The sequence below is a fragment of the Rhodopirellula maiorica SM1 genome (genome assembly GCF_000346295.1).
GTDB classification, from domain to species: Bacteria; Planctomycetota; Planctomycetia; order Pirellulales; family Pirellulaceae; genus Novipirellula; species Novipirellula maiorica.
Genome location: NZ_ANOG01000680.1, coordinates 1 through 20861, shown reverse-complemented (window position 1 = coordinate 20861; position 20861 = coordinate 1). Strand labels below are relative to the sequence as shown.

Annotated in this window: 11 protein-coding genes; 6 read left to right on the top strand and 5 right to left on the bottom strand. The window is 54.6% G+C overall.

Going from position 1 to position 20861, the window contains the following annotated elements; translation table 11 throughout:
* The first annotated feature begins 325 nt into the window (after window positions 1–325).
* Both nagB and RMSM_RS21845 read left to right on the top strand, forming a co-directional pair.
* Window positions 326–1159, top strand: a complete 834-nt coding sequence (nagB, locus tag RMSM_RS21850; RefSeq protein ID WP_236622255.1) for a glucosamine-6-phosphate deaminase — start codon at window positions 326–328, stop codon at window positions 1157–1159.
* 186 nt (window positions 1160–1345) lie between these two features.
* A complete protein-coding gene (locus tag RMSM_RS21845) occupies window positions 1346–2215 on the top strand; it encodes a helix-turn-helix domain-containing protein (protein ID WP_008701419.1) in 870 nt (289 codons plus the stop codon).
* Window positions 2216–2228: 13 nt separating this feature from the next.
* Here the strand turns inward: RMSM_RS21845 and RMSM_RS21840 are convergent, their stop codons facing one another.
* A complete protein-coding gene (locus tag RMSM_RS21840) occupies window positions 2229–3725 on the bottom strand; it encodes a N,N-dimethylformamidase beta subunit family domain-containing protein (RefSeq protein WP_008701417.1) in 1497 nt (498 codons plus the stop codon).
* 319 nt (window positions 3726–4044) lie between these two features.
* Between RMSM_RS21840 and RMSM_RS21835 the strand changes: the two genes are divergently transcribed.
* The gene (locus tag RMSM_RS21835; RefSeq protein WP_008701415.1) at window positions 4045–5010 is read left to right on the top strand and encodes a DUF808 domain-containing protein; all 966 of its coding nucleotides are present in this window, start codon (window positions 4045–4047) and stop codon (window positions 5008–5010) included.
* Between the two features lie 231 nt (window positions 5011–5241).
* Here RMSM_RS21835 and gmd read toward each other — a convergent pair whose 3' ends face one another.
* Both gmd and RMSM_RS21825 read right to left on the bottom strand, forming a co-directional pair.
* Entirely contained in the window at window positions 5242–6258 is a 1017-nt protein-coding gene (gene gmd / locus RMSM_RS21830) for a GDP-mannose 4,6-dehydratase (RefSeq protein ID WP_008701412.1), read from the bottom strand.
* A 75-nt stretch (window positions 6259–6333) separates the two neighbouring features.
* The gene (locus RMSM_RS21825; RefSeq protein ID WP_008701409.1) at window positions 6334–7287 is read right to left on the bottom strand and encodes a GDP-L-fucose synthase family protein; all 954 of its coding nucleotides are present in this window, start codon (window positions 7285–7287) and stop codon (window positions 6334–6336) included.
* 399 nt (window positions 7288–7686) lie between these two features.
* Between RMSM_RS21825 and RMSM_RS21820 the strand changes: the two genes are divergently transcribed.
* Complete coding sequence (locus RMSM_RS21820) at window positions 7687–10731, top strand: hypothetical protein (RefSeq protein WP_160168343.1); 3045 nt, start codon at window positions 7687–7689, stop codon at window positions 10729–10731.
* A gap of 213 nt (window positions 10732–10944) precedes the next feature.
* Here the strand turns inward: RMSM_RS21820 and RMSM_RS21815 are convergent, their stop codons facing one another.
* Window positions 10945–11379 carry an NUDIX hydrolase gene (locus RMSM_RS21815; protein ID WP_008701405.1) on the bottom strand — a complete coding sequence of 145 codons (435 nt, stop codon included), beginning with the start codon at window positions 11377–11379 and terminating at the stop codon, window positions 10945–10947.
* Between the two features lie 130 nt (window positions 11380–11509).
* Here RMSM_RS21815 and RMSM_RS21810 point away from each other — a divergent pair, with 130 nt between their 5' ends.
* Both RMSM_RS21810 and RMSM_RS21805 read left to right on the top strand, forming a co-directional pair.
* The gene (locus RMSM_RS21810) at window positions 11510–12796 is read left to right on the top strand and encodes a CCA tRNA nucleotidyltransferase (protein ID WP_236622254.1); all 1287 of its coding nucleotides are present in this window, start codon (window positions 11510–11512) and stop codon (window positions 12794–12796) included.
* A 432-nt stretch (window positions 12797–13228) separates the two neighbouring features.
* The gene (locus RMSM_RS21805; protein ID WP_236622253.1) at window positions 13229–13741 is read left to right on the top strand and encodes an RNA recognition motif domain-containing protein; all 513 of its coding nucleotides are present in this window, start codon (window positions 13229–13231) and stop codon (window positions 13739–13741) included.
* 186 nt (window positions 13742–13927) lie between these two features.
* Here RMSM_RS21805 and RMSM_RS41180 read toward each other — a convergent pair whose 3' ends face one another.
* Window positions 13928–20830: a hypothetical protein gene (locus tag RMSM_RS41180; protein ID WP_008701399.1), complete on the bottom strand. Its 6903-nt coding sequence runs from the start codon at window positions 20828–20830 to the stop codon at window positions 13928–13930.
* Window positions 20831–20861: the final 31 nt, after the last annotated feature.

The window sequence follows — 20861 nt, the reverse complement described above, 5'->3', positions numbered from 1 at the left end:
GGTGATTTGCATAGCGAAAAAACGGAGAAATATGAATCCGCTTGTACCTGTTCCGCGCCGGATCGCACCGTTGACACTCACTTTGAGGAGCAGGATTCGTCATACGGGGCATCAATACAAAGTATCACTATTACTTCGATATTGCATAAACGATTGTCACGGATTGCATTTGCGCACACTCTGTATCATAAATGGCAAGGGGCAGTGTGGATCGGCTTGCTTCATCTTCTAAGATGAGTTGTATCATTGGCCGTGTCCCCCCACGCTCACAGGCGGCGTTATTGTTGGGGGCGTTTAACCTGTACGCGCTTAGGAAGATACTTTGTTGATCCAACCAACCGAAAAAAACGATGACAACGATGACATTGTTCAGTGGGTTCGAAACGGCATCGCGGTCCGGGTATTCGGGGAAGCCGCCGACGCAAGCAACTCCGTCGCAGCCGAGATCGCTTCGCTGATTCGCCAACGTGCCGACGACGGCGAACAATGCATCCTAGGCCTGGCAACCGGATCGACCCCCGTTCGCGTTTATCGTGAGTTGATCCGACTGCATCGCGAGGAAAATTTGTCGATGAAGAACGTGGTGACGTTCAATCTCGACGAATATTTCCCGATGAAGCCCAACGCTGCACAGAGCTACGTTCGGTTTATGAACGAACAACTATTTGATCATGTCGACATTTCTCCCGACAACATCCATATCCCTGATGGCACCGTCACTCCGGACCGGGTAACGGAATATTGCCAACAATACGAGGACGCGATCGACACCGCAGGCGGCATTGATCTTCAGCTACTAGGCATCGGACGCACTGGTCATGTTGGGTTTAACGAACCTGGGTCCGAACAAGCCTCAACCACGCGATTGGTCCGACTCTGCGAAATCACTCGCACCGATGCGGCCAAGGATTTTGGCGGTCTCGAGAAAACACCTCAATTGGCGATTACAATGGGAGTCGGCACCATCCTGCGATCACGTCGCATCCGTTTGTTAGCGTTTGGTGAACACAAATCAGCCATTGTCGAGCGGAGCGTACAAGGGGCGATTTCGGATTCGGTGCCAGCGACCTACTTGCATGATCACGGTAACGTTGAATTTGTCCTTGACTCGGCAGCAGCTTCGAAACTGAATCCAAGTACAGCCGACGTCTCCCATTAAACAGCCAGATGAGATACGGCGTTTTGACTCGAACGCCTGAGTGATGGGTGTCCCTCGCTCATTGCCTTGCTCAATTGGGTAATTAGGATACCTAGTATGCGGGTCGATTTATAACCTGCGTCCCGCCCTGCACAGTACCGTCCTCGCCTCTCAAATCGGTAATGTCTCCTACCCCGTGTCATCACCATGAAACCGTCATACGAGAAGCTTGTTCCCGCGGTGGGTGAATCGTTTCGCTGTTTCGATCGCTCTGAACTACTTTCTCCGGTGAAATGGCACCGTCATCCCGAAGTCGAACTGACCTATATTTACCGCGGTGCAGGTTCGCGAGTGGTCGGAGATCACATTGGCAGCTATCGCGATCATGATCTTGTACTGGTGGGGTCCCAGCTTCCTCACACCTGGGCGTCCGACGAATACCGAGGGAAGAAGTATGACCGCCACCCCGCAATTGTCTTGCAGTTTCATCCCGATTTTTTAGGCGAGCAATTCTTTGCCGTTTCGGAAATGCTCAACATCAACAAGTTGCTGCAAACAGCCAGTCGCGGGTTGTGGTTTCCCGAACATGTGGCGGCTCGGATCGGAGTCCGCATGACGGGTTTGGTGAACAAACAGGGTGCGGCACGTTTAATCGAACTCATCTCTATCTTGGATGAATTGTCTTCGTGCAACCAAAGCGTTCAATTGGCGAGCGAATTTTATTCGGTCACATCCAGCCAGGATGTCGAAACGAGAATCCAAAAAATCTGTGACCACATCGCAAATCATTTGACCGATCCAGAGCTTGGACATGCGGAACTTGCCGAGCTTGCCGATATGAATGCGTCGGCATTCAGTCGATTTTTCAAACAGTCGACTGGCCGCACACTGTCGGATTACATCAGCGAATTGAGAATCGGGTTAGCATGCCGTTTGTTAACCGACACCGACGATTCGATTCTATCAATCAGCATGCAATCGGGGTTTGCGAACCTGTCAAATTTCAATCGTCGCTTTCGTCAACTGCGGCAAATGACGCCCCGTGATTATCGTGCCCGATTCCGAATCGCGTCGTGAAATCGACCGTCCGCTATGGCAAACTCCGGCGCATGCGCCGGAGGACATTGTGGGTCATTTGTTGCAGTCGAGAATCAGGACCTTGCGGCGAAGTATAGACGCTCGGGCGGACATAACCGGGCGGCTGCGACAATCCGTCGGCCCACCAACATGTCGCGGCATTAAAGACAAAGTTGTCTTGCGGGCCGGGATAAACCGTCGCAGTATATTCGCCACCGTTGGGGACGCCCGGCGCTGATTGAGTGGGGCCTTGTGCGACAACTTCTAATCCGGCAATCTCCGCAGGATCACCGTGCCATTCCCATCCCACGACGCCCGGGATTGCGTCTCCCTGCTGCATCTGTGTGCCCGCGTACAGCCAATGGTCGGGTTTGGTGCAAATCCAATCCGCTCCGCCCGTGACCGGACCGGTGCTGTGTGCCCCGACAAGCTCGTTGGCATAGGGACGCTCGTGCACGAGCGTCGACATCGAGCTAAATTCACGCGTCCCACCGGGAGGTCCAAACACGCCGACGCGGTGAAACGATCGAGTGGCGTCATCCCATACGATGCGACCACATACGGCGTTACCCGAAAAGAACCCAACGTTGACTCCCGTGGCAATGGCAGCTTGCAGATTCCGAAACATTTCAATCGTCCAATACTCGTCATGACCGACGCTAAGGAACCCATCGCAGCGGAGCGGCTGTTTCGCGTCGCGGTGCAAATCGGAATTGGACACATACGTCACATCATAACCTTCGCGTTCGAGCCAGTTGACAAACGGAAACTCCCACAAGAAGAACTCGCCCGAGCCAATCGAGAGTGGCGCATCAAGAATTTGACAGTATTTGCCGTAGGGACGATTGAAGCTGACTTGAGACTCGCCGCCCCAATGCCAAGGCGTTTCGCCGTTGTCGTAAAGCGAAAACTGCGAAGGCCAACGATTATAGGCCTGCCACGTATGGTCGCTGCACTGGAACATCAGCTCGGCGCTGCGTGTATCACGCACGATAAAGATGACGTAACTTTGCACCCCATTGGTCAACTCGGTCAACTTACCGACGTACACGCCGCTGAGCCAGTCATCAGGAATTTCAATTTCGAAACTGGGCGTCCACTGGCAATTCTGTATCCGTCGCGGCCCGGGCGATGGCATCGGCTGAACGATTCCCTGCAATTTTTCGCTGGCATGAACCAAGCGGCCGCCGTCACCTGCGTAATATCCCAACCGATAGAAGTCGATCGTGAACTCGCTGACCGGATCGGTGCTGACCATCACCTCGAGCGTTTCGCCTGGCAAGATACTGGCGTGCGACGCATAGCCTTCGATCCAGGGGCATCGGTATTTCGTCGCTGGATCGATCCTCGTCTTGCTGAGCAACCACTGCTGCGTGCCGGGCTTGGCATTTTCCGATTTCACTGCCGCCGATCGGACTAACTTGGCGGCCCCAAGCTTGGGTAACATCAGTGAACTTCCTGTCGCTGCAGCCACGCTAAGCCATTGGCGACGGTCAGGTGAACGAGTCATTGTCGGTCATTCTTTCGAGTAATTCACATCGAACCTCAAGCGAGCATTGTACCCCATCCCTCTCTCCCTCGGTCTGCTATTTGGTGTATAACGTCCACTGCGTTGGCGGTGGATAAGCAGGTCGGCAGACAGGATCTCATGAAATCACGTTAGCCGTTCGGACGATTTTTCTCGGTTGACCATGGGTTCGGTTGATCCCAGCAACTGTGGATAGCACTAAAACGACTGGCAAACCAAACGCCTCCTGCCTCACTGCACTAAACTCTTTCCCGACGCCGCGACGCTTCCCGACCGTTTATTTGAATTTAGGATTAATGCTATGGCCAGTGGTTTGTTGATGTTGTTAGACGACATCGCCACCATCCTTGACGACATTGCTGTCCTGACCAAAGTGGCTGCAAAGAAAACGGCCGGCGTGCTCGGTGACGATCTGGCGCTCAATGCGCAGCAAGTCACCGGTGTGGACGCGAGTCGCGAGCTTCCGGTCGTCTGGGCGGTCGCCAAAGGCTCGCTCCTGAACAAAGCAATCCTCGTCCCTATCGCACTGGGTTTGAGCGCACTGGCGTCATGGTCGATCACGCCGCTTTTGATCATCGGAGGTCTGTACCTCTGTTTTGAAGGATGCGAGAAACTCGCTCACAAATTTCTGCATCCTAAGGAAGACAAACAACACGAACGAGAACTAGGTGCCGCTTTGGCGGATCCCAACATCGACATGGTCGCGATTGAAAAGGACAAGATTCGCGGCGCAATCCGCACCGACTTTATTTTGTCAGCCGAAATTGTCGTGATCACGTTGGGGACGGTTGCGACATCTTCGTTTGGCACGCGATTGATGGTCCTGGTATCAATCTCGCTACTTATGACCGTCGGGGTCTACGGATTGGTTGCCGGGATCGTAAAAATTGATGACCTCGGAACGCGATTGATGCGGACGGATTCACCACAATCGAAGCCGGGTTTCCGTCAGAAATTAGGGTACGCTCTGATCACGACCGCCCCGTATTTGATGAAATTCTTGTCGATCGCCGGCACGGTCGCGATGTTTTTGGTCGGCGGCGGCATCCTGACACACGGGATTCCTCCGCTGCATCACATGGTCGAGTCACTGATCCATCCGCTAGCTGAAATCGAAGGGTTCGGCGGAATCTTGGCCAGCGTCGTGAAAATGCTGCTCGATGCAATTCTTGGGATCATTGGCGGCACGCTTTGCTTGTTAGTGGTCAACACTGTCCAGCGGCTACGCGGACGCAACGAACCATCGCAAAGCAGCGCCGCGGGCTAAAACTAACCCCGGGCTCAAAGCCCAATACCATCGACGTTGGCACTAAACGGGTAGCGTTTGTGGCGGTGCGGCGCAAGCCGCCCGGTCTAAACCGAACGTTTGACTCGCCTCAACCGGACGGGCCCCGCGCCCTGCCGCTACCAAAGTAGATGGCATTAGCCGCGAGCCCATGGATTCGAAGTCCACAACGTGTCGATCGTCCCGAAGGGACGACAGGAACCTATGACCGAGTTAGTTGGGGACGAAACTCTTTGCGTGAGCTTCGCGTTTGGCCAGTTCCAAGTCGTGCTCGGTCATGATACGAGCCAGTTCTTCGAGGTCTGTTGTGGCTTCCCAGCCCAGCTTTTCCTTTGCCTTGCTGGGATCGCCTAGCAACAATTCAACTTCGGCTGGACGGAAGTAACGGGGATCGATCTCGACAAAATCTTCGTAGTCCAGCTCGAGTTGTTGGAATACCAAACGAGCAAAATCGCGAACCGTCTCGGTGCGGCCTGTTGCAAGCACGAAATCGTCGGGCTCATCGTGCTGCAAGATTCGCCACATGCCTTCGACATAGTCCTTGGCGTATCCCCAGTCTCGTTTGGCATCGAGGTTCCCGAGATACAATTTCTTTTGCATTCCGACTTTGATACGTCCCGCAGCTCGGGTGATCTTTCGTGTGACAAACGTCTCGCCGCGACGCTCGGATTCATGATTGAATAGAATCCCGTTGCTTGCGAACATGTCGTAACTGTGTCGATAGTTCACCGTTTGATGAAAAGCAAAAACCTTTGCACAGGCATAAGGTGATTGCGGGTTAAACGGTGTCAACTCGGTTTGCGGCGTTTGCAGGACATCGCCATACATTTCGCTGCTGCTGGCTTGGTAAACACGGACCTGTTTCTTTTGATTCAGCAGACGCGCCGCTTCGAGAACGTTCAATGCTCCAACGCCCACCGTCTGTAACGTATAGACCGGTTGATCAAACGAAACGCGAACATGGCTCTGCGCGCCCAGGTTATAAATTTCATCGGGCTCAATCTCCAGCACTAAATTCGTCAACGCCTGACCATCGGTCAGATCACCGTAATGCAACCGAAGTCGAGAATCCTCGTGAACGTCTTGATAGATGTGCTCGATTCGCTCAGTCGAAAAAGTACTGCTGCGGCGTACCAAGCCGTGCACGGTGTATCCTTTGTCAAGCAGCAGCTCGGCAAGGTAGCTTCCGTCTTGACCGGTGATTCCAGTGATCAATGCGTTTTTGGTCATGTCTGTATCGGAGATTAGTTTGGGGTTACGAAATAGAGGTGATCTGATGCGGGGTTTATGGATGAATATGTGGAATTAGACCGAACGCATTAGCCCTGATTCCAGTTCACTCAAAAAGTGATCGTACGTTCTTTTCAAGCCTTCAGCGAGTGCGACTTTGTGATTCCACCCCAACTTCTTCAGCCGCGACACGTCGCTGCATTTGACGGGAGTTCCGTCCGGCTTGGAGGGATCGGTTTTGATCTCGCCCTGATAACCGACGGTCTCTGCAACCAGGTGCGCTAGTCCGAGGATCGACAAATCGACACCCGTTCCGACGTTTACCCAGTCGGGCGGATTCTGCTGAGTCAGCAAAAATGCAAGTGCATCCGCCAAGTCATCGACATAGAGAAACTCGCGTCGAGGCGTTCCGGTGCCCCAAATTGTGACGTGATCAACGCCTTGCTGCGTCGCTTCATGAAATCGCCGCAACAGTGCCGGCAACACATGGCTATGTTGAGGATGGTAATTGTCGCCGGGGCCGTACAAATTGGTCGGCATCGCGCTGTGGAACATCCCCCCGTGTTGGCGACGATAAAATTGGCAAAGCTTCAAGCCGGCAATCTTGGCCAACGCATACGCTTCGTTCGTCTTTTCCAGCGGTCCGGTCAGCAACGCATCTTCTTGAATCGGTTGCGGGCAATCGCGTGGGTAGATGCACGTGCTGCCAAGAAACAGGAATCGTTTGACCCCCGCTGCGTAGGCGGCGTTAATGGCAAAGGTCGACATCAACAGATTGTCGCCCAAAAATTCGACGGGATAGGTGTCGTTTGCTAGCACCCCACCGACCCGAGCTGCGGCAAAAACGACGGCATCAGGACGCTCTTGAGCAAAAAAATCCTCGACTGCACTTTGGTTCGTCAAATCCAGCGTGTCACGCGTGGCGGTCAGAACCTCGCAATTTTTCTCACTCGCCAATCTTCGGCACACCGCTGAACCGACCATGCCACGATGGCCAGCGACGTAAATTTTCCCGGTGATTTCAGTCATGTCGCGAAAAGGTGTCTCGAGAAGCGGGGTAGTTGACAGGGCAATTTAGCGTACTGATAGCAAAATTGCCTATTCGAGCCAACACGAACTTGAATTCGCAAAATAGTACATAAAAACCACTCCTACGGGTTGGGGGGAATGGCGACTTCTCGTCTTTTTGTAACGATCGAAAGAGCATTGTGAACTGAGCCGTTGGGATCGCCGATGCTAGTCTACAACGGTCGTACAGAATTGCCATGGTTGGCAACCTCCTTAGCAAATGACCGTCCTTGTTCACTTCTCCCGCTAATTCAAGATGAGATCGGGATGCGTAAAGACGTCAAAAGGTCCTTGGTTTTCTGGCCCCTGCTAACCTCGTTGATCGTTGTATTAGTCTCGTGGGTCGGAACCATTCCGTCGTTGAGCGAGCTTACCGCGAGCGTGAAAAAGGCGGTATCGCCCGGCACGTCAGCCAATAACGGAGCCGTCAGCGACGCCGTCCCCAATTCCCCCGCGATGCCCACGGCTAAACCGGTATCGCGGGTTGTAGCGGCGTCATCCCCGCGTGATGTCAAAGTCCTGCACACCGTAATTTCACCTCCCGATGTCAAAGTGGACGTGGTCGAACGAGCCGAGCACGGCACACGCGGGATGCGTTTACCATTGCGGTTGGAACGCGAATTGATTCCGCCAACCGTCTCCATCGCAACCAGCGAACTGCCGACCGAGTTGCCCGATGAGGAACTGGCAAACACGCCGTCGCCCGCTTCCACGCCCCCGCAAAACGAGCAGGTAAGTGAGGCAATGAGTGTCGCAGCAGCGAGTCAATATGATTCGTTTGCGTTCGAAGCGGTAGCAGACGATGCAGCGGTCGAAGGCAATCTTGCACTAGGTGCCACCAATACCGTCATTGTCGACCGCGACAAAACTGCCGACGTTGCCAGCGATACCGGGGAACATGTCCGCGCGGTGGCTACGCGATTGACGGCCCCGATTCGCGAAGAGCAGCAAGAATTGGCCGGCCACGATGCCGCCGTCGCCACCATGATGGACGAAGACGATTCATCGTTGGCGCATTCGTACGATCAGCTCGCGACGCTTTCTCCTGATGTCGACTATTCGCGTGTCCGCGGTAATGAGGTGGTTTTAAACGTGGCGTCTCCGCCTGCTTCCCCGACGCCGGAGCCAGTAGCGGATCCGCTGTCGCGTGAATCCGTGCTACCAAAGTCGATTTCAGTCCTAGCAAAAATCAGTCCCCGAGCCGCGATCGATCCTCATGCCCCTGAGGTCAGTGCAAAGACTGACAAGGCCGACGCCACCGAATCATCACAAAAGCCAACGTCGGTGTTCCAAGCCGACCGTCGTTCGCACCAATTGAGTCCTGCCGGATGGCCTGTGACCACCAGCTTGGATCAACAGTTGGAATTGTTGGCTGAGTACGCGAATTCAGATTCGCAATCGAGTCATGGCGAGATGACGTTCCGTCAGCAGGAATTGAAAACCGTCGCGCAGTGGACGCTTGCGGTTCAAGAAACGCTTCGTGAACTGCGAACCCTACCGCGACTCGGTGACCAGCGTGCAGGCGATTTGATTGACGCACTTGATCGACTGCAGACCGAGGGACGCGAGAATGCGGAATCGATGGCGACCCGCGAAATCCAAATTCGGTTTTTGTATGCATGTTTTGCCATCCAACGCCGTGTCGCGGTATGGCAACCGATTTGGGAACTTACCCAACGCGGAGACACGCAAATTCTTGCGTCGCGGAGTATTTTGGAAACCGATGTCGATGCAAGTGAATTTGTCGCCAACGTGCGTCAGATTCTTGACGAAACAGGTGATGCCGGCGGATGGGCCCGTTTCCTGTTGCTCGATGCGATCGAAAACGCTGCTGCCGGATCGTCGAACGAGGACCGTTCGATGTTGGCAAAACGTTTCTTGGCGCGATTGCGATGGCACGGCTTGCACCCCGAGCACCGCGAATGGCTCGGCAACGATGCGGTCGAACAACTCGCGGTCGCCGTCCGCCCGTGGACACGTGGTGCGGTTGACTATGCCAGCTTGCTGAATCAGATCGAGCATCAGGAAGCGAACGAAATCGATACCGTATCGCTGGAAATTGCCGAAGCGGTGCAAACACTTCGCCACGCCGACAATCCCGTCGCCGTGGAAGTGGCCGATGCAATCGACACCCATTACCGCAATGCCAATGTGCGTTTGGCCATCAGCCAATCGATGCTGCAACGAATGTTGCCCACGATTGCCCCCCAAACCATCCCCGTGCGGACACAGATGCTCGGTAGCCGAGTGCGTGGCACCAGCCATGTGCAAAGCAAGTTAAGTATCGCGTTGCTGCCTTCACCGAACCATTGGCAGATCGATCTGCAGACCACCGGAAATGTCCGGACACAATCAGTGGGGTTCAACGGGCCGGTTGCCTTGCGAACACACGGTGACGCCAACTTCCTAGCGACGACTCCGATCGAAATTACTCCCGATGGCGTCCAGCTTGGAAATTCGTGGGTCGATGTTCGCGGCGAAAATCGACTGCATGGAATTGATACCGACTATGACAATTGGCCGCTGATCGGCGCACTCGTCCGCAGTATTGCGGAGTCGAGGTATGAATCACTTGAACCAGTTTCGAACCGACTCGCCCAAGAAAAGGTTCGTGAGCAAGTAGGAGGCGAGATTGATCAACGTGTGGACAGCGAGATTAACGAATCGGCTCGCAATCTCTCGAAAATGGTCCTCGGACCACTCGGAGCACTGAGATTGGATCCGCAGGTCGCCGACATGCAAACCACGAATGATCGATTACTGGCTCGTTATCGGCTGGCCGGTGATTGGCAGCTCGGTGCCCACACGCCGCGTCCACGTGCGTTGCGAGACAGTTTGATGAGTGTACAGGTACATCAATCGACCATGAACAACACGCTTGAACAATTGGTGCCACGCGATCGTCCTCGCTTGATCTCGGAGATGATTCACGAAGGCATGGTGTTGTTTGGCAAGGAAACCGCTACGATTCCCGAAGACATTCCGGACGACGTCATGATCCAATTTGCCAAGACTCGGCCAATCACGGTCGAGGTCGAAGATGGCAAGCTTTGGTTGACGCTGCGGATCGTACGCTTGACTCGCGGTGAGACATTTGATTTGCGACGCTTCATCGTGCGGGCAGCGTATGTCCCGCAGGTCAATGGCTTGCATGCAACGTTGGTACGTGACGGCCATTTGAGTATCAGTGGACCAAGCTTGTCGATGCGCGAGCGATTGCCAATCCGGGCAATCTTTAACAAAGTGCTTTCGCCAAATCACGGACTTCCTTTGACCACCGAAGCGTTAGCGCGGCATCCGGCAGTTGACGGATTGCAGATCAGCCAATTGGAATTGCGTGAAGGCTGGATTGCGTTGTCGATCAGCGAAGGAGACGCCGCACGAATCGCCACGCGTCCCCGGTAGAGTTGAGGCGACGTATCCCCAACGCGCCCACGGATGTCGTCGACGGCTTGTTGATTTAGCCTGACCTTAGAATGCTTCGTTTAACCGTTAGCCGATAGGCGTACGCTAACGGACGCGAGTACGTCTTCGGCTAACGGTTACACGATTAACTCAACAATCCGTCAACGACGCGTCGAAACCTCGTCAACGGCGTATTAATTCCAACCCGAAATACTAGAATGCAAAGTCCAACTCGACTTTGCGAGCACGTACGGCTTGGATGAACTCTGGCAAACTCGGCAGCATCTCACGTGCTGAGCAGATGTCGTCGCTATTCATCCAGCAGTATTCGGCAACTTCCTCTGGATTCGGAACCGGTGTGACGTCGGCATCCAGGTGCGCCAACCACCATGCCAGCGTCGTCCCCCACGGCGTAACGCTCCGCCAGACGAGACGAACGGGCGAGACATCGATCGTAAGTTCCTCTTGCATTTCGCGAACCAACGCGAACTCTTCGGTCTCTCCTTTTTCGATCGTGCCGCCGGGCAAGCAGAGCTTTCCCGGTGCCGTGACCGTCAGAGAGCGGCGAATGATCAATAGTTTTTCATCGCGGAAGATCACTCCCACGACGCCTCTCTTTTTTCCGATTCTTTGCTTGAATTGACTCATACCGTGCTTTTACCCAAGATTGGCTTGAGCCACAATCGGAGGTCTTCGATGACCCCGTTGACCGAGTGTGAATTTTGCTTGCCCAGCGGTCATGGAATGTTTTTTATCAGACACCAATTGCATTAATTTTTTGATCCCCATTCGCACCCGCTACGATTTTGATTTTTCCAGCCCCCCGGCTCAGGAAGCGATCCGGATTATCGACCGCTTACGCGAGGCCGGCTTCACCGCGTATCTAGCTGGCGGCAGCGTTCGCGATGCGCTGCTGGGCAAATCGCCTAAGGACTACGACGTTGCAACCGACGCGACTCCCGATGCGATCCGGGGTGTGTTTGGCAAAAAACGCACACTGGCGTTTGGTGCCAGTTTCGGGGTGGTGGGCGTATTGCCGGATCGCCGTGATTCCGTGACGCAGCCGCCACGTGCCGACAAAGTCGAACCGACCGAAGTGGCGACGTTTCGCAGCGACGGCGTTTACTTGGATGGACGGCGACCCGATAGCGTTCACTTTGGCAGTGCCGAGGCGGATGCGTTACGGCGTGACTTCACCATCAACGGGTTGTTCTTTGACCCTGTCAATTCCGAGATCATCGACTATGTATGCGGTCGCGAGGATCTTCAACGGTCGCTGCTGAGGACAATCGGAGACGCTCGGCAACGCTTCGCCGAAGACAAGTTGAGAATGTTACGAGCGGTTCGCTTTGCCACCACCATCGGATTTCAAATTGCCCCTGAAACCGCCAACGCTATCGCAGAAAAGGCGAGTGAAATTGAGGTCGTTAGCGGTGAACGCATCGGCGTCGAAATGCGACGCTGCATGGCTTCAGAGCATGTCCTTTCGGGGCTCGACTACCTCACCGACTTGCAGCTGATGCGTTATGTGCTGCCAGAACTTGCCCAGATGGATCACGCTGTAATCCATCAACTTTTTCTGCATCGTCGGCAACGCGAGTTCCCCTCGGCGTTAGCGCTCCTGCTGCTCGCTAGCCCATCCGCAAACGCGGATCTAAGGGCGATAACCGAGCGTTGGAAACTATCGAACGAGGAGGTTCGGATTGTCACCGCGGCGCTGCGAGGTGCCCCCAAACTCGCGATTGCTCATCAAGTTGCGTGGTCAAAGATTCAACCAATCTTAATTGATCGGGATGTTCGATATGTCTTGGACGTGGCGTGTGATCTTGCCGTCGCGGAAGGGTTGGGGGACGAAGGGTTACAGCGAGTCAAAGCTGCATTAGAACTGCCATCGGATGTGCTCGACCCGCCACCGCTGCTGAATGGCAGCGATCTGGCACGGCTAAAAATCCCGGCGGGCCCAGTGTACGCAAAGATACTGAATCGACTTCGCCAGCGGCAACTCGATGGCGAGCTAAGCACGCGTGAACAAGCGATTGACGAAGTCCGGACGACGAAGTGGTAGCCCAAATGTTGTGCACGTCCGCCACGAGTGTCGCGGCGGCCTAATCGCATCGCTGCATTTCGTTGTCACAACCAACTTAAAGCGACCGATCATGGGTCCGCGATCGTGGGTTGTAAAGTGGATCGGCGACGTCAATTGGCTGTGTCCACAGCAACAAACCGAGAAAGTGGATTAATTGTAGCGAGCCGTCGATGCCCAACTGGCGACACGTTGTTTTATCGGTTTAAACAAAATCGGGCTCGTTAGGGACGGTCGTTTTTGCATTTTCGCTGGGAACAATCGCATCGATTGAGGGGCACATTTTTACGATATTTTGGTGCTTTGGGGCAAATTCCACAGAGACTTTGGGCTATACGCGGCTGTTTAATACGGTAAATTGGACCATGGTTGGTTGGTTGATCGTGCAGCTCGTAGCCGGATTTTGGCCGGGGCGTGCAGTTTCGTCCGTCCCACTTGGTAGGTCTCCAAATAGGCCGCAGTCTTTTATGCCCGCAACTTCCAACGGCGGGCGGTCAATCCTTGCACAGGAGTTTAGCGTTGGGAAGGAAATTGTATTGTGGAAACTTGAGCTTTAGTGTCTCAAGTTCTGACCTGGAAAACTTGTTTTCTGAGTTTGGCACGGTTGAAAGCGCCCAGGTCATCACTGATCGCGATAGCGGCCGGAGCAAAGGTTTTGGGTTTGTTGAGATGAGCAGCGATGCGGAAGCTCAAGCGGCTATCACTGGACTGCACGAGAAGGAACACGAAGGTCGTTCATTGACAGTCAACGAAGCTCGTCCACGTGAAGATCGTGGCGGTGGCGGCGGTGGTCGTGGTGGTTACGGTGGCGGCGGCGGCGGTGGTCGCGGCGGTTACGGTGGCGGCGGCGGCGGCGGTGGTCGCGGCGGTTACGGTGGCGGTGGTGGTGGCGGACGCAGCGGTGGTGGCCGCGGCGATCGATACTAAGACATCTCTGCTTAACCGATTGCACTCGTGCCCTGCTTGCCAGAGCACAAAGTCATAAAATCGAATTCTCAAACGGCTTGCCTCGGATTGTCGATGCAAGCCGTTTTTCATGCGCCGACCCTTCAATCGCCACAACAATGCGGACGTCACCCCGTTCGGCGGCCTGTGCTTTGGTCGCAGTTCCGCTCACCGCATGATGCGTCGAGGAAACGATTTATGAGGCAGTGCCGGTGCAGAAATCGCTACCAACAACAAGCTAGCAGCAACTGGAATCGGAGCGACAAAGAAACCGCAGATCGCGATAAGCGAGAGCCAAAATGCGGGATACGAGATGACTGTGTTGAAATGGCGTTTCAACGGCCACAACAAGATCAGGATGGCAATGGCAGCCAAAAATGAAATCGTGTTCGTGATGATCGCCTTCAGATAAGTTTCGTTTGGATCCGCCGGGACAACGGGCGACAACACCGCCTGATCGTCCACTCGCTGAATTTGCTGCAGCTGGTAGCCTTTTAAGTTCGCCCGGTTCGAAAAAAGAAACGGTGTGTCGATAGAGCCGCTCGAGTAGCGTTTTACGTGCACCAACATCTCGGCGTTCAACTTCTGCCAATTCGCTAGTCCGGGAATCATGTCCGCGGTGAGAGACGAGCTTTGACCGGGCGCTTCGGCAAGCGAAGACACTTTTACCGACGAGGGCGTTGCGTCTTCGGACGTTCCTTCATTTGTTTGGCTCGCGGACTTTGGTGCTAAGATCCACTCCACAGGAAATCCAGCTTCCGTGGCCAAGTCCTCGTACCTCGCGATCATGGGGCGGATCCATGTCGTCGATTCGGCGGTCGGGCGTTCGGCAAGTATGTCACTGGAATCGTTGATCATTTGGACAATCGATGCCGCTAGCGACAATCCGCGTCGCTGAATCATCACCGCCCGAACTTGTTCCAATGTCATTCCTTGTTGTTGGACATCATCAGTGACAAGCGTTTCGAGCAGCGCCGGAGGATCCGCTTGATGACCTTCGGCTTGCGTGTACGTGGAAACCCATGCTTCATTGACAGGGATTCCCTGGACGGTCGCCACGTACTCGCCACGACGTGCGTGTGAAAACGGCACGTCGAACATTACTTCGACACTCTGAGCGAGTCGAGAAAGCGACAGTGGCAATCGGATGACATTGTGAGAATCGGATTCGGATGCGTGATTGTCGTCGGCGCTACTCATCTCGTTCGCACTTCGCTCAGTGGTACTTTCCACCGCCGGGTCGTCCTGTCTCGTGACCAACGCAGGCGTGACGGCTTGATTCGCAGTCCATGCCCCCAGGCATGTGGCGCCTTCGGGTAGCGCAATATCGACCGAATCCAATGAACCGGGGACCAAGTCGAATCGAGACATCACTATGATTCGCTGGTGACCAGGAAAAACACGCGTGTCCGCAGCAATCACCTTCGCGATCCGGTTCTGCTGCTGCAGCGGCGCAAGCTCGATCGACCAACCGCTCGCAGCAACCGCGTAAGTCGCTCGCGGCCCGCTGAGATCGAAATCTTGCTGCTGAGTAATCGTAGCCCAAAAGGGCGGCAGTTCCGCAGATCGCACCGAACTCGATCGCCAGCGAATGGGTTCGTTCGTCAGCCGACTTGGAACCGAGACATGAACCGATCGCTTGCCTTCGCCCAAAATTTGAATCGATGGAACGCTCACACGAGATTTATCCGACGACGCCAGTGTTCCTTCAATCGAGATAACTCGACTTGCTCGCACTTGTTCATCGCATGAAACCCGGATCAATTGATTCGACACATCGTTGGCCGGTTGCCGCGACCAGCGGGCAGCCGAAGATACGTCGAGCGATTCACACCATCGCGTCGGGACTTGGATGTCGATGAAATCGGGTAATTTCCCAGGCCCAAATCGAGTCAATGACTGCATGCTCCATCGGCCTTCACTCCACGACAACGTAATCAATTGACTTGCATCAAATCGAGTCGGACGAACCGATGCTCGCAACACCATCGAAGGGATCTTCATCGCGTCCTTAACGATACTCGAATCGAATTCGTAGCCCACCACCGGCACCCACCCCTTGGCGAGATGAGCTAAATCACCGGTTGTGTTCCGCTCAACAAACTCTTTCGGTGGGCGTGTGGCAATTCGTACGTCGAGTGACTGGTCGCGTGTGATGAAATAGCGGTCGGTTGTTTCCGAAGTCGGACTCAGCGTCAAACGCGGCAACGTAAATCTGCCATTCGCCGGCAGATTCGACACGGCGATCACCTCGACGATGCTAGTCGTTTGGTCAGCGAGATCACCCAGCATGACTTCGGTAAACGATTTCGACACCAACGGGCGAGCATCGCTAGGTTTTCCATCAATACTTAATTGTCGTAACGACACCCCGGCGGGCAACTTCAAAATCCATTGACGCGACTGTTTGCCTTGATGAACAATCTCAGCCTGGTAGCGTATTTCCAATGCATCGACTGCGATATGGACTTGATGAGTTTGGGTAATCGTGGATTGTGGCTTGGGAATGTCAATCAGCTGAAACGATGGCAATTGCCCAAACGCCACAAAAGTGCGATCCGGCTTGCTACCACGATAACCCGACCACACCGCGAGGAATTGGTCGTCGGTCAATGCGTCAAGTGGTTCCCGAGTGACCGGCAAAACGCGGATCCCTGGATCGCTGTTAATGCCGACCCACGCCGGTTCGCTATCACCGGAGGTCGTAGGAACAACGTCCGGAATGACCATCGACACAGCATCCTCGAATGAATCCGCTTCACTAATTCGCGAGGGGAGCGTCCACAATAATTGGATGGGGCCAGGTGAATCCAGCAACGCAGCCAGCGTGACTTGCCGTCGCGTCGGGCTCAGCAAATCGGTTTGCTGGATTTCCCATGACGTCGACACGATCGTGGGCATCAAAGAGTCGCGTATCAACAGAGAAACCGTGTCTCCGGCGGACACCGCAAAGGTCGGTTCAACTTGACATTCGACTGTCGTATGCGATTTTCCCGCGTGCAGCCAATAACGTCGTCGTAGTGGCAGCGAACTGGTGCTCGCGGTACCCTTGGTAAATTCGATTTCAATCGCCAGTTTGCCGATCGGTCCAAGCTCGGCAGTCCAGATTTGTAGTTGGCGTTGCGAAATGACCTGCCCGGTTGTCCCTATGATTCGCACGCGGTCGATCGTTCCACTGCCTTCGATGGTGATACGTGAGGAAGAAATGGGAGGCAAGTTGACGGACAATTGTCCCTTGGTTTCGCTAGCCATCCAATCCGGGATCAACGTCACTCGCAAACGGAACCGGTCACCCAGTGGCACGCTGGCCACGACTTTGTCATCGGCTGCGTTCTCGAACTGCACAATCCGATCTTGATCGTCTTGTACCAATTCGATTCGCCGAATCGCTTCGGGTGAAAAGGGCAGAACGACTCGATCCGTGGCGCGATCGGTGTGAATGATGTAGTCGGCATCAAGCAACAATGCACCGGGACGGAGCGAATCTTCGTCCGACTCGACTCGCAGCCGGTAATTGGCCGATTGGAAACGAGCTTCCTCGGGTTGCGAACGCGACGACAGTGCTAGTAGCGACGTTTTCAATTCGCGAGGAATGTAAAGCTTGTCACCGACAAGATTTCCATCCTTATCGACGGGAACCAAAAACTCGACGTTGGGAACCATCGGGGTGCTTGATTCGGAACCAGACGTGGATAAATTCGCATCGCTTTCGGAATTCCCCGGTTCTTGAGCCGAGGCAGCGGCACATGCCAAGCTGATTAGCCCTAGCAGTACAATCACACTTGGCTTTGACACGGAAAAATCCGTGGCTTGGTCTTGCGACCGTTGAGATCCGAGTTCTTGTTCCTCGAGCTGAAGCCGTTCCGCCGATCGCGCTTCGGAAAAGGTTTTCCATCGCAATGTGCTGACTAACAACGATGCCATGATCGCCGGGATCAAAAACCAACCGATCGTGATCCAATGCCACGGCCACCACCATCCCGCCGTCATCGCCATTAGCAGCACGATCATCAAATTGAGATAGAGCGATCGCCGAGCCGTCATCCAACAAAACGCGAAGACCAACATTGCGGATAGCCAACCAATCGCCAATGCGTTGTTGCGACGTACCAAAAGTATCTCCGCCCCTGCGGTCAACGCGAGTTTCGACTGCGGCTTCATCGCCGGAGTTTCCGCCAACAGTATTTTCGGCAAAAACGAGTCCGAAGACGCACGGACATGCGATTCTGCGTGCATGACCACCGCATCCACGTTGATCGATGGCATCGTGCATCGTCGCCACCACGTTCGGTACACTTGTTGACGACTCCAAACCAGTCGCAGATGTTGGCTCTTGATCGGTTGTACCGGCTGGATCAACACGGGGCGACGCTCCAGATCGATAGAGTCGAGCACAACGCCGTTTTGTTCCACCGAAACGAGTCGCAAATCGTCGTCGTAGTCGATCGAAAGAGGCTTTGATGCCGTGACTCGAAGCATCGCTTCAACTCGATCCGTGCCGTGGCTCGACGCGACCAAGGTAACGTCTTGATTCCAGACGATGTTGATGTTCGGATTGGCTTTCGTTTTAGCGATCGTCAACGAGGGTTGGTCTACCGCGTCATACCGCAGCCTCGTTTTGATTGCGTTTGCGGCGTTCGGTGCAATTGACTGGCCATCGGACGAAGAATTCTCTGACTTCGACGAATCGTCATCGTCATTGTCGGAATCGAAAGACTGCGAATCATCGCTTGGTCGGCGTCCATCAATCAATTCGTCGAGCCGGAAATTAGCGTCGATCGGCACTCGCAAAACCGAGTCGTCGCTCTGCTTGACGATCATTCCGTCGCCAACCAGGACTTCTGAAGTTTGCGATGTCGCATTGGGGATCACCGGAAGGCGGATCGATATTTCACCATCGAGCGGATAACGCCGGCGACCGACAAGTCGTTTTCCGCGAAGATTCCATTGCGAGACGTCAATCGTGTAGACTCCGTCTGAATCGGGGCGTTCCAACAGCACATTGGAGGCAGGCAAACTGATCGCCGAACCACCGTCGGCTTGACGCAAACTCCACGTCAACGCAGGGCGATCGTGATCAGGTCCGGTTTGAACGGTGATCGTTTGCGGCGAGGGGTTGGTGGTCGACATCTCGATAATGAGGTCCTCCAGCACTTCGGCGCCGATCAAGCGAATCGCCATCGCGGTGGATACATCAAACGCAACGCTCGGAGGTTGCAACACTAGCGTGGGCGTTCGGCCAGTGGGACACCGCAAGTACATTGCATTTTTGTTTGCGGGTTCAATGAAATCGCGAAAGGGTTGATCGATTTCATTTCGCTTGACTCGCTGACTTAACAGCGACATCTGACTGGACCAATCCAAATTGGCCGGGGGCGTTACGGCGGCGATGAATTCACCCTGGACATCGACAAAACGAAGAAACCAGCTTCGAGGGACAATGATCTGCGGATCGGCTTGAATGATTCGCGATTGCCCCGTAGCTTGGATTTGCAATTCGGAATCCAAGACGTCGCTTGCTTCGGGCCAAATCGTGAATTGTGAAGTCGCCGGATTGATCGCGGGCGTTTCAATCACACGTCCGGATCCCACCAACGTAATGGACTGTAACGACCATCCACGTTGCAATTCAACTCGAATCGGCTCGACACGTTGTGGGTCCATGCGGACTCGCATTCGCGTGGTCGCGGTGATCAATCCGTCTGCCAAGCTTAAATTGATGACCGTGGACGAATCGCGAAGCGGCGAAGCTTTGGTAATTCGCACGCTCGACCAAGCTGGCAATTCATTTAAGGGTGCGGCCGTTGTTGCCGCGGCGGCATCACTGTCATCCGGTGCGGCCGTCTCCGATTCCCCCGAGGACGCAAACCGTTTGATCACCGATTCGTCGAGCGTAAACGGAGGGCCCGACGCCGAGATTTGAAGACTGTCTTCGTCTTCGGCAGCTTCCGACGACGTCGTCCATCCCTCGGGTAATTGCCACTGAATCACCCGTAGCGGATTGGCCATCGTCAGATCCACTTTGCTGATCACCTCCGAAACGACGATCCCTTTGACTAGGAAATGAGGTTGCGGCAAGTCACACCACCCATCGCTTTGCTGCCAAACCGATTGGCCTTTGATCGTGATCGACGTCGGGGTGTCTGACAGTGGCAGCGAACCGGAGGGCGGCGATATGTCAATGCGATTAACCCCGTCGGCAATCTCAGTCGTACTGAATGGCGTCTCGATTGCGTTAACCGCAATCGACGTGATCGCACTTCTCCCCACAATCATCGACGGCAAGCGATCGGGCACATGAAGTTGAAGGATCGCTTGATGAGTCCATACCACTCGCGATGTATCAATGGCATACTGGGTGTATTGGTTCCGCACCAACAAATCACGTGGATTTTCGCGGGACCCTTCCCGCGTCGTGATCAATCGAACTCGCGACAGCCCTCCAGCGTCGATAATGTAGTAGCGTGAATCGACGCCCCGCGCACTCAATTCCAACTCAGGTGGTGGGCTTGGCGACAAACGGACGACCCCGTCAAGCGACTCGACCGCAATCCCCTTGGGAACTTGTAAGATAATTCGTGTTTGCGGTGACGCAGGCAGTCGCAAATCGAATTGTTTGACCAGCCCCTGCGTTGAACTTTCCAGACTCCATGAAAACGCCAGCGACGTATCGCCGTTGACCACGGCCATCAAATCACCGCTGGGTAACGATTCGAGCCTCGGGATCGCCGAACTATTGCTGACGTTTCCATTGCGAGCCGTCGAATGGATGGCCAGATTCACTTTGCCCAATCGACGCCGCACCACCCCCTCATCATCGCACTGGATGTCAAGCACCGATCGGTCACTGACCAATGTATTGCCCTCCAACTTGATCACGTACAATGCATGCCGCACTCGACTTGCGTTGTCGTCGGGCACCATACTGCTGGCCAGATCGATGGCCTCTTTGAGTCGCAGCACCGAGATCGGCTGAAAATTATCGGGTACAAGTTCCGTAAGCTGCGAGTGAAACAATGCAATCGGTCGCAGCCGCGTGCCATCGGGTAATTGCTCCGGCAACACCGCCAAAGGGTTCGTTGCCGTGGTGGTTTCGCCTGCA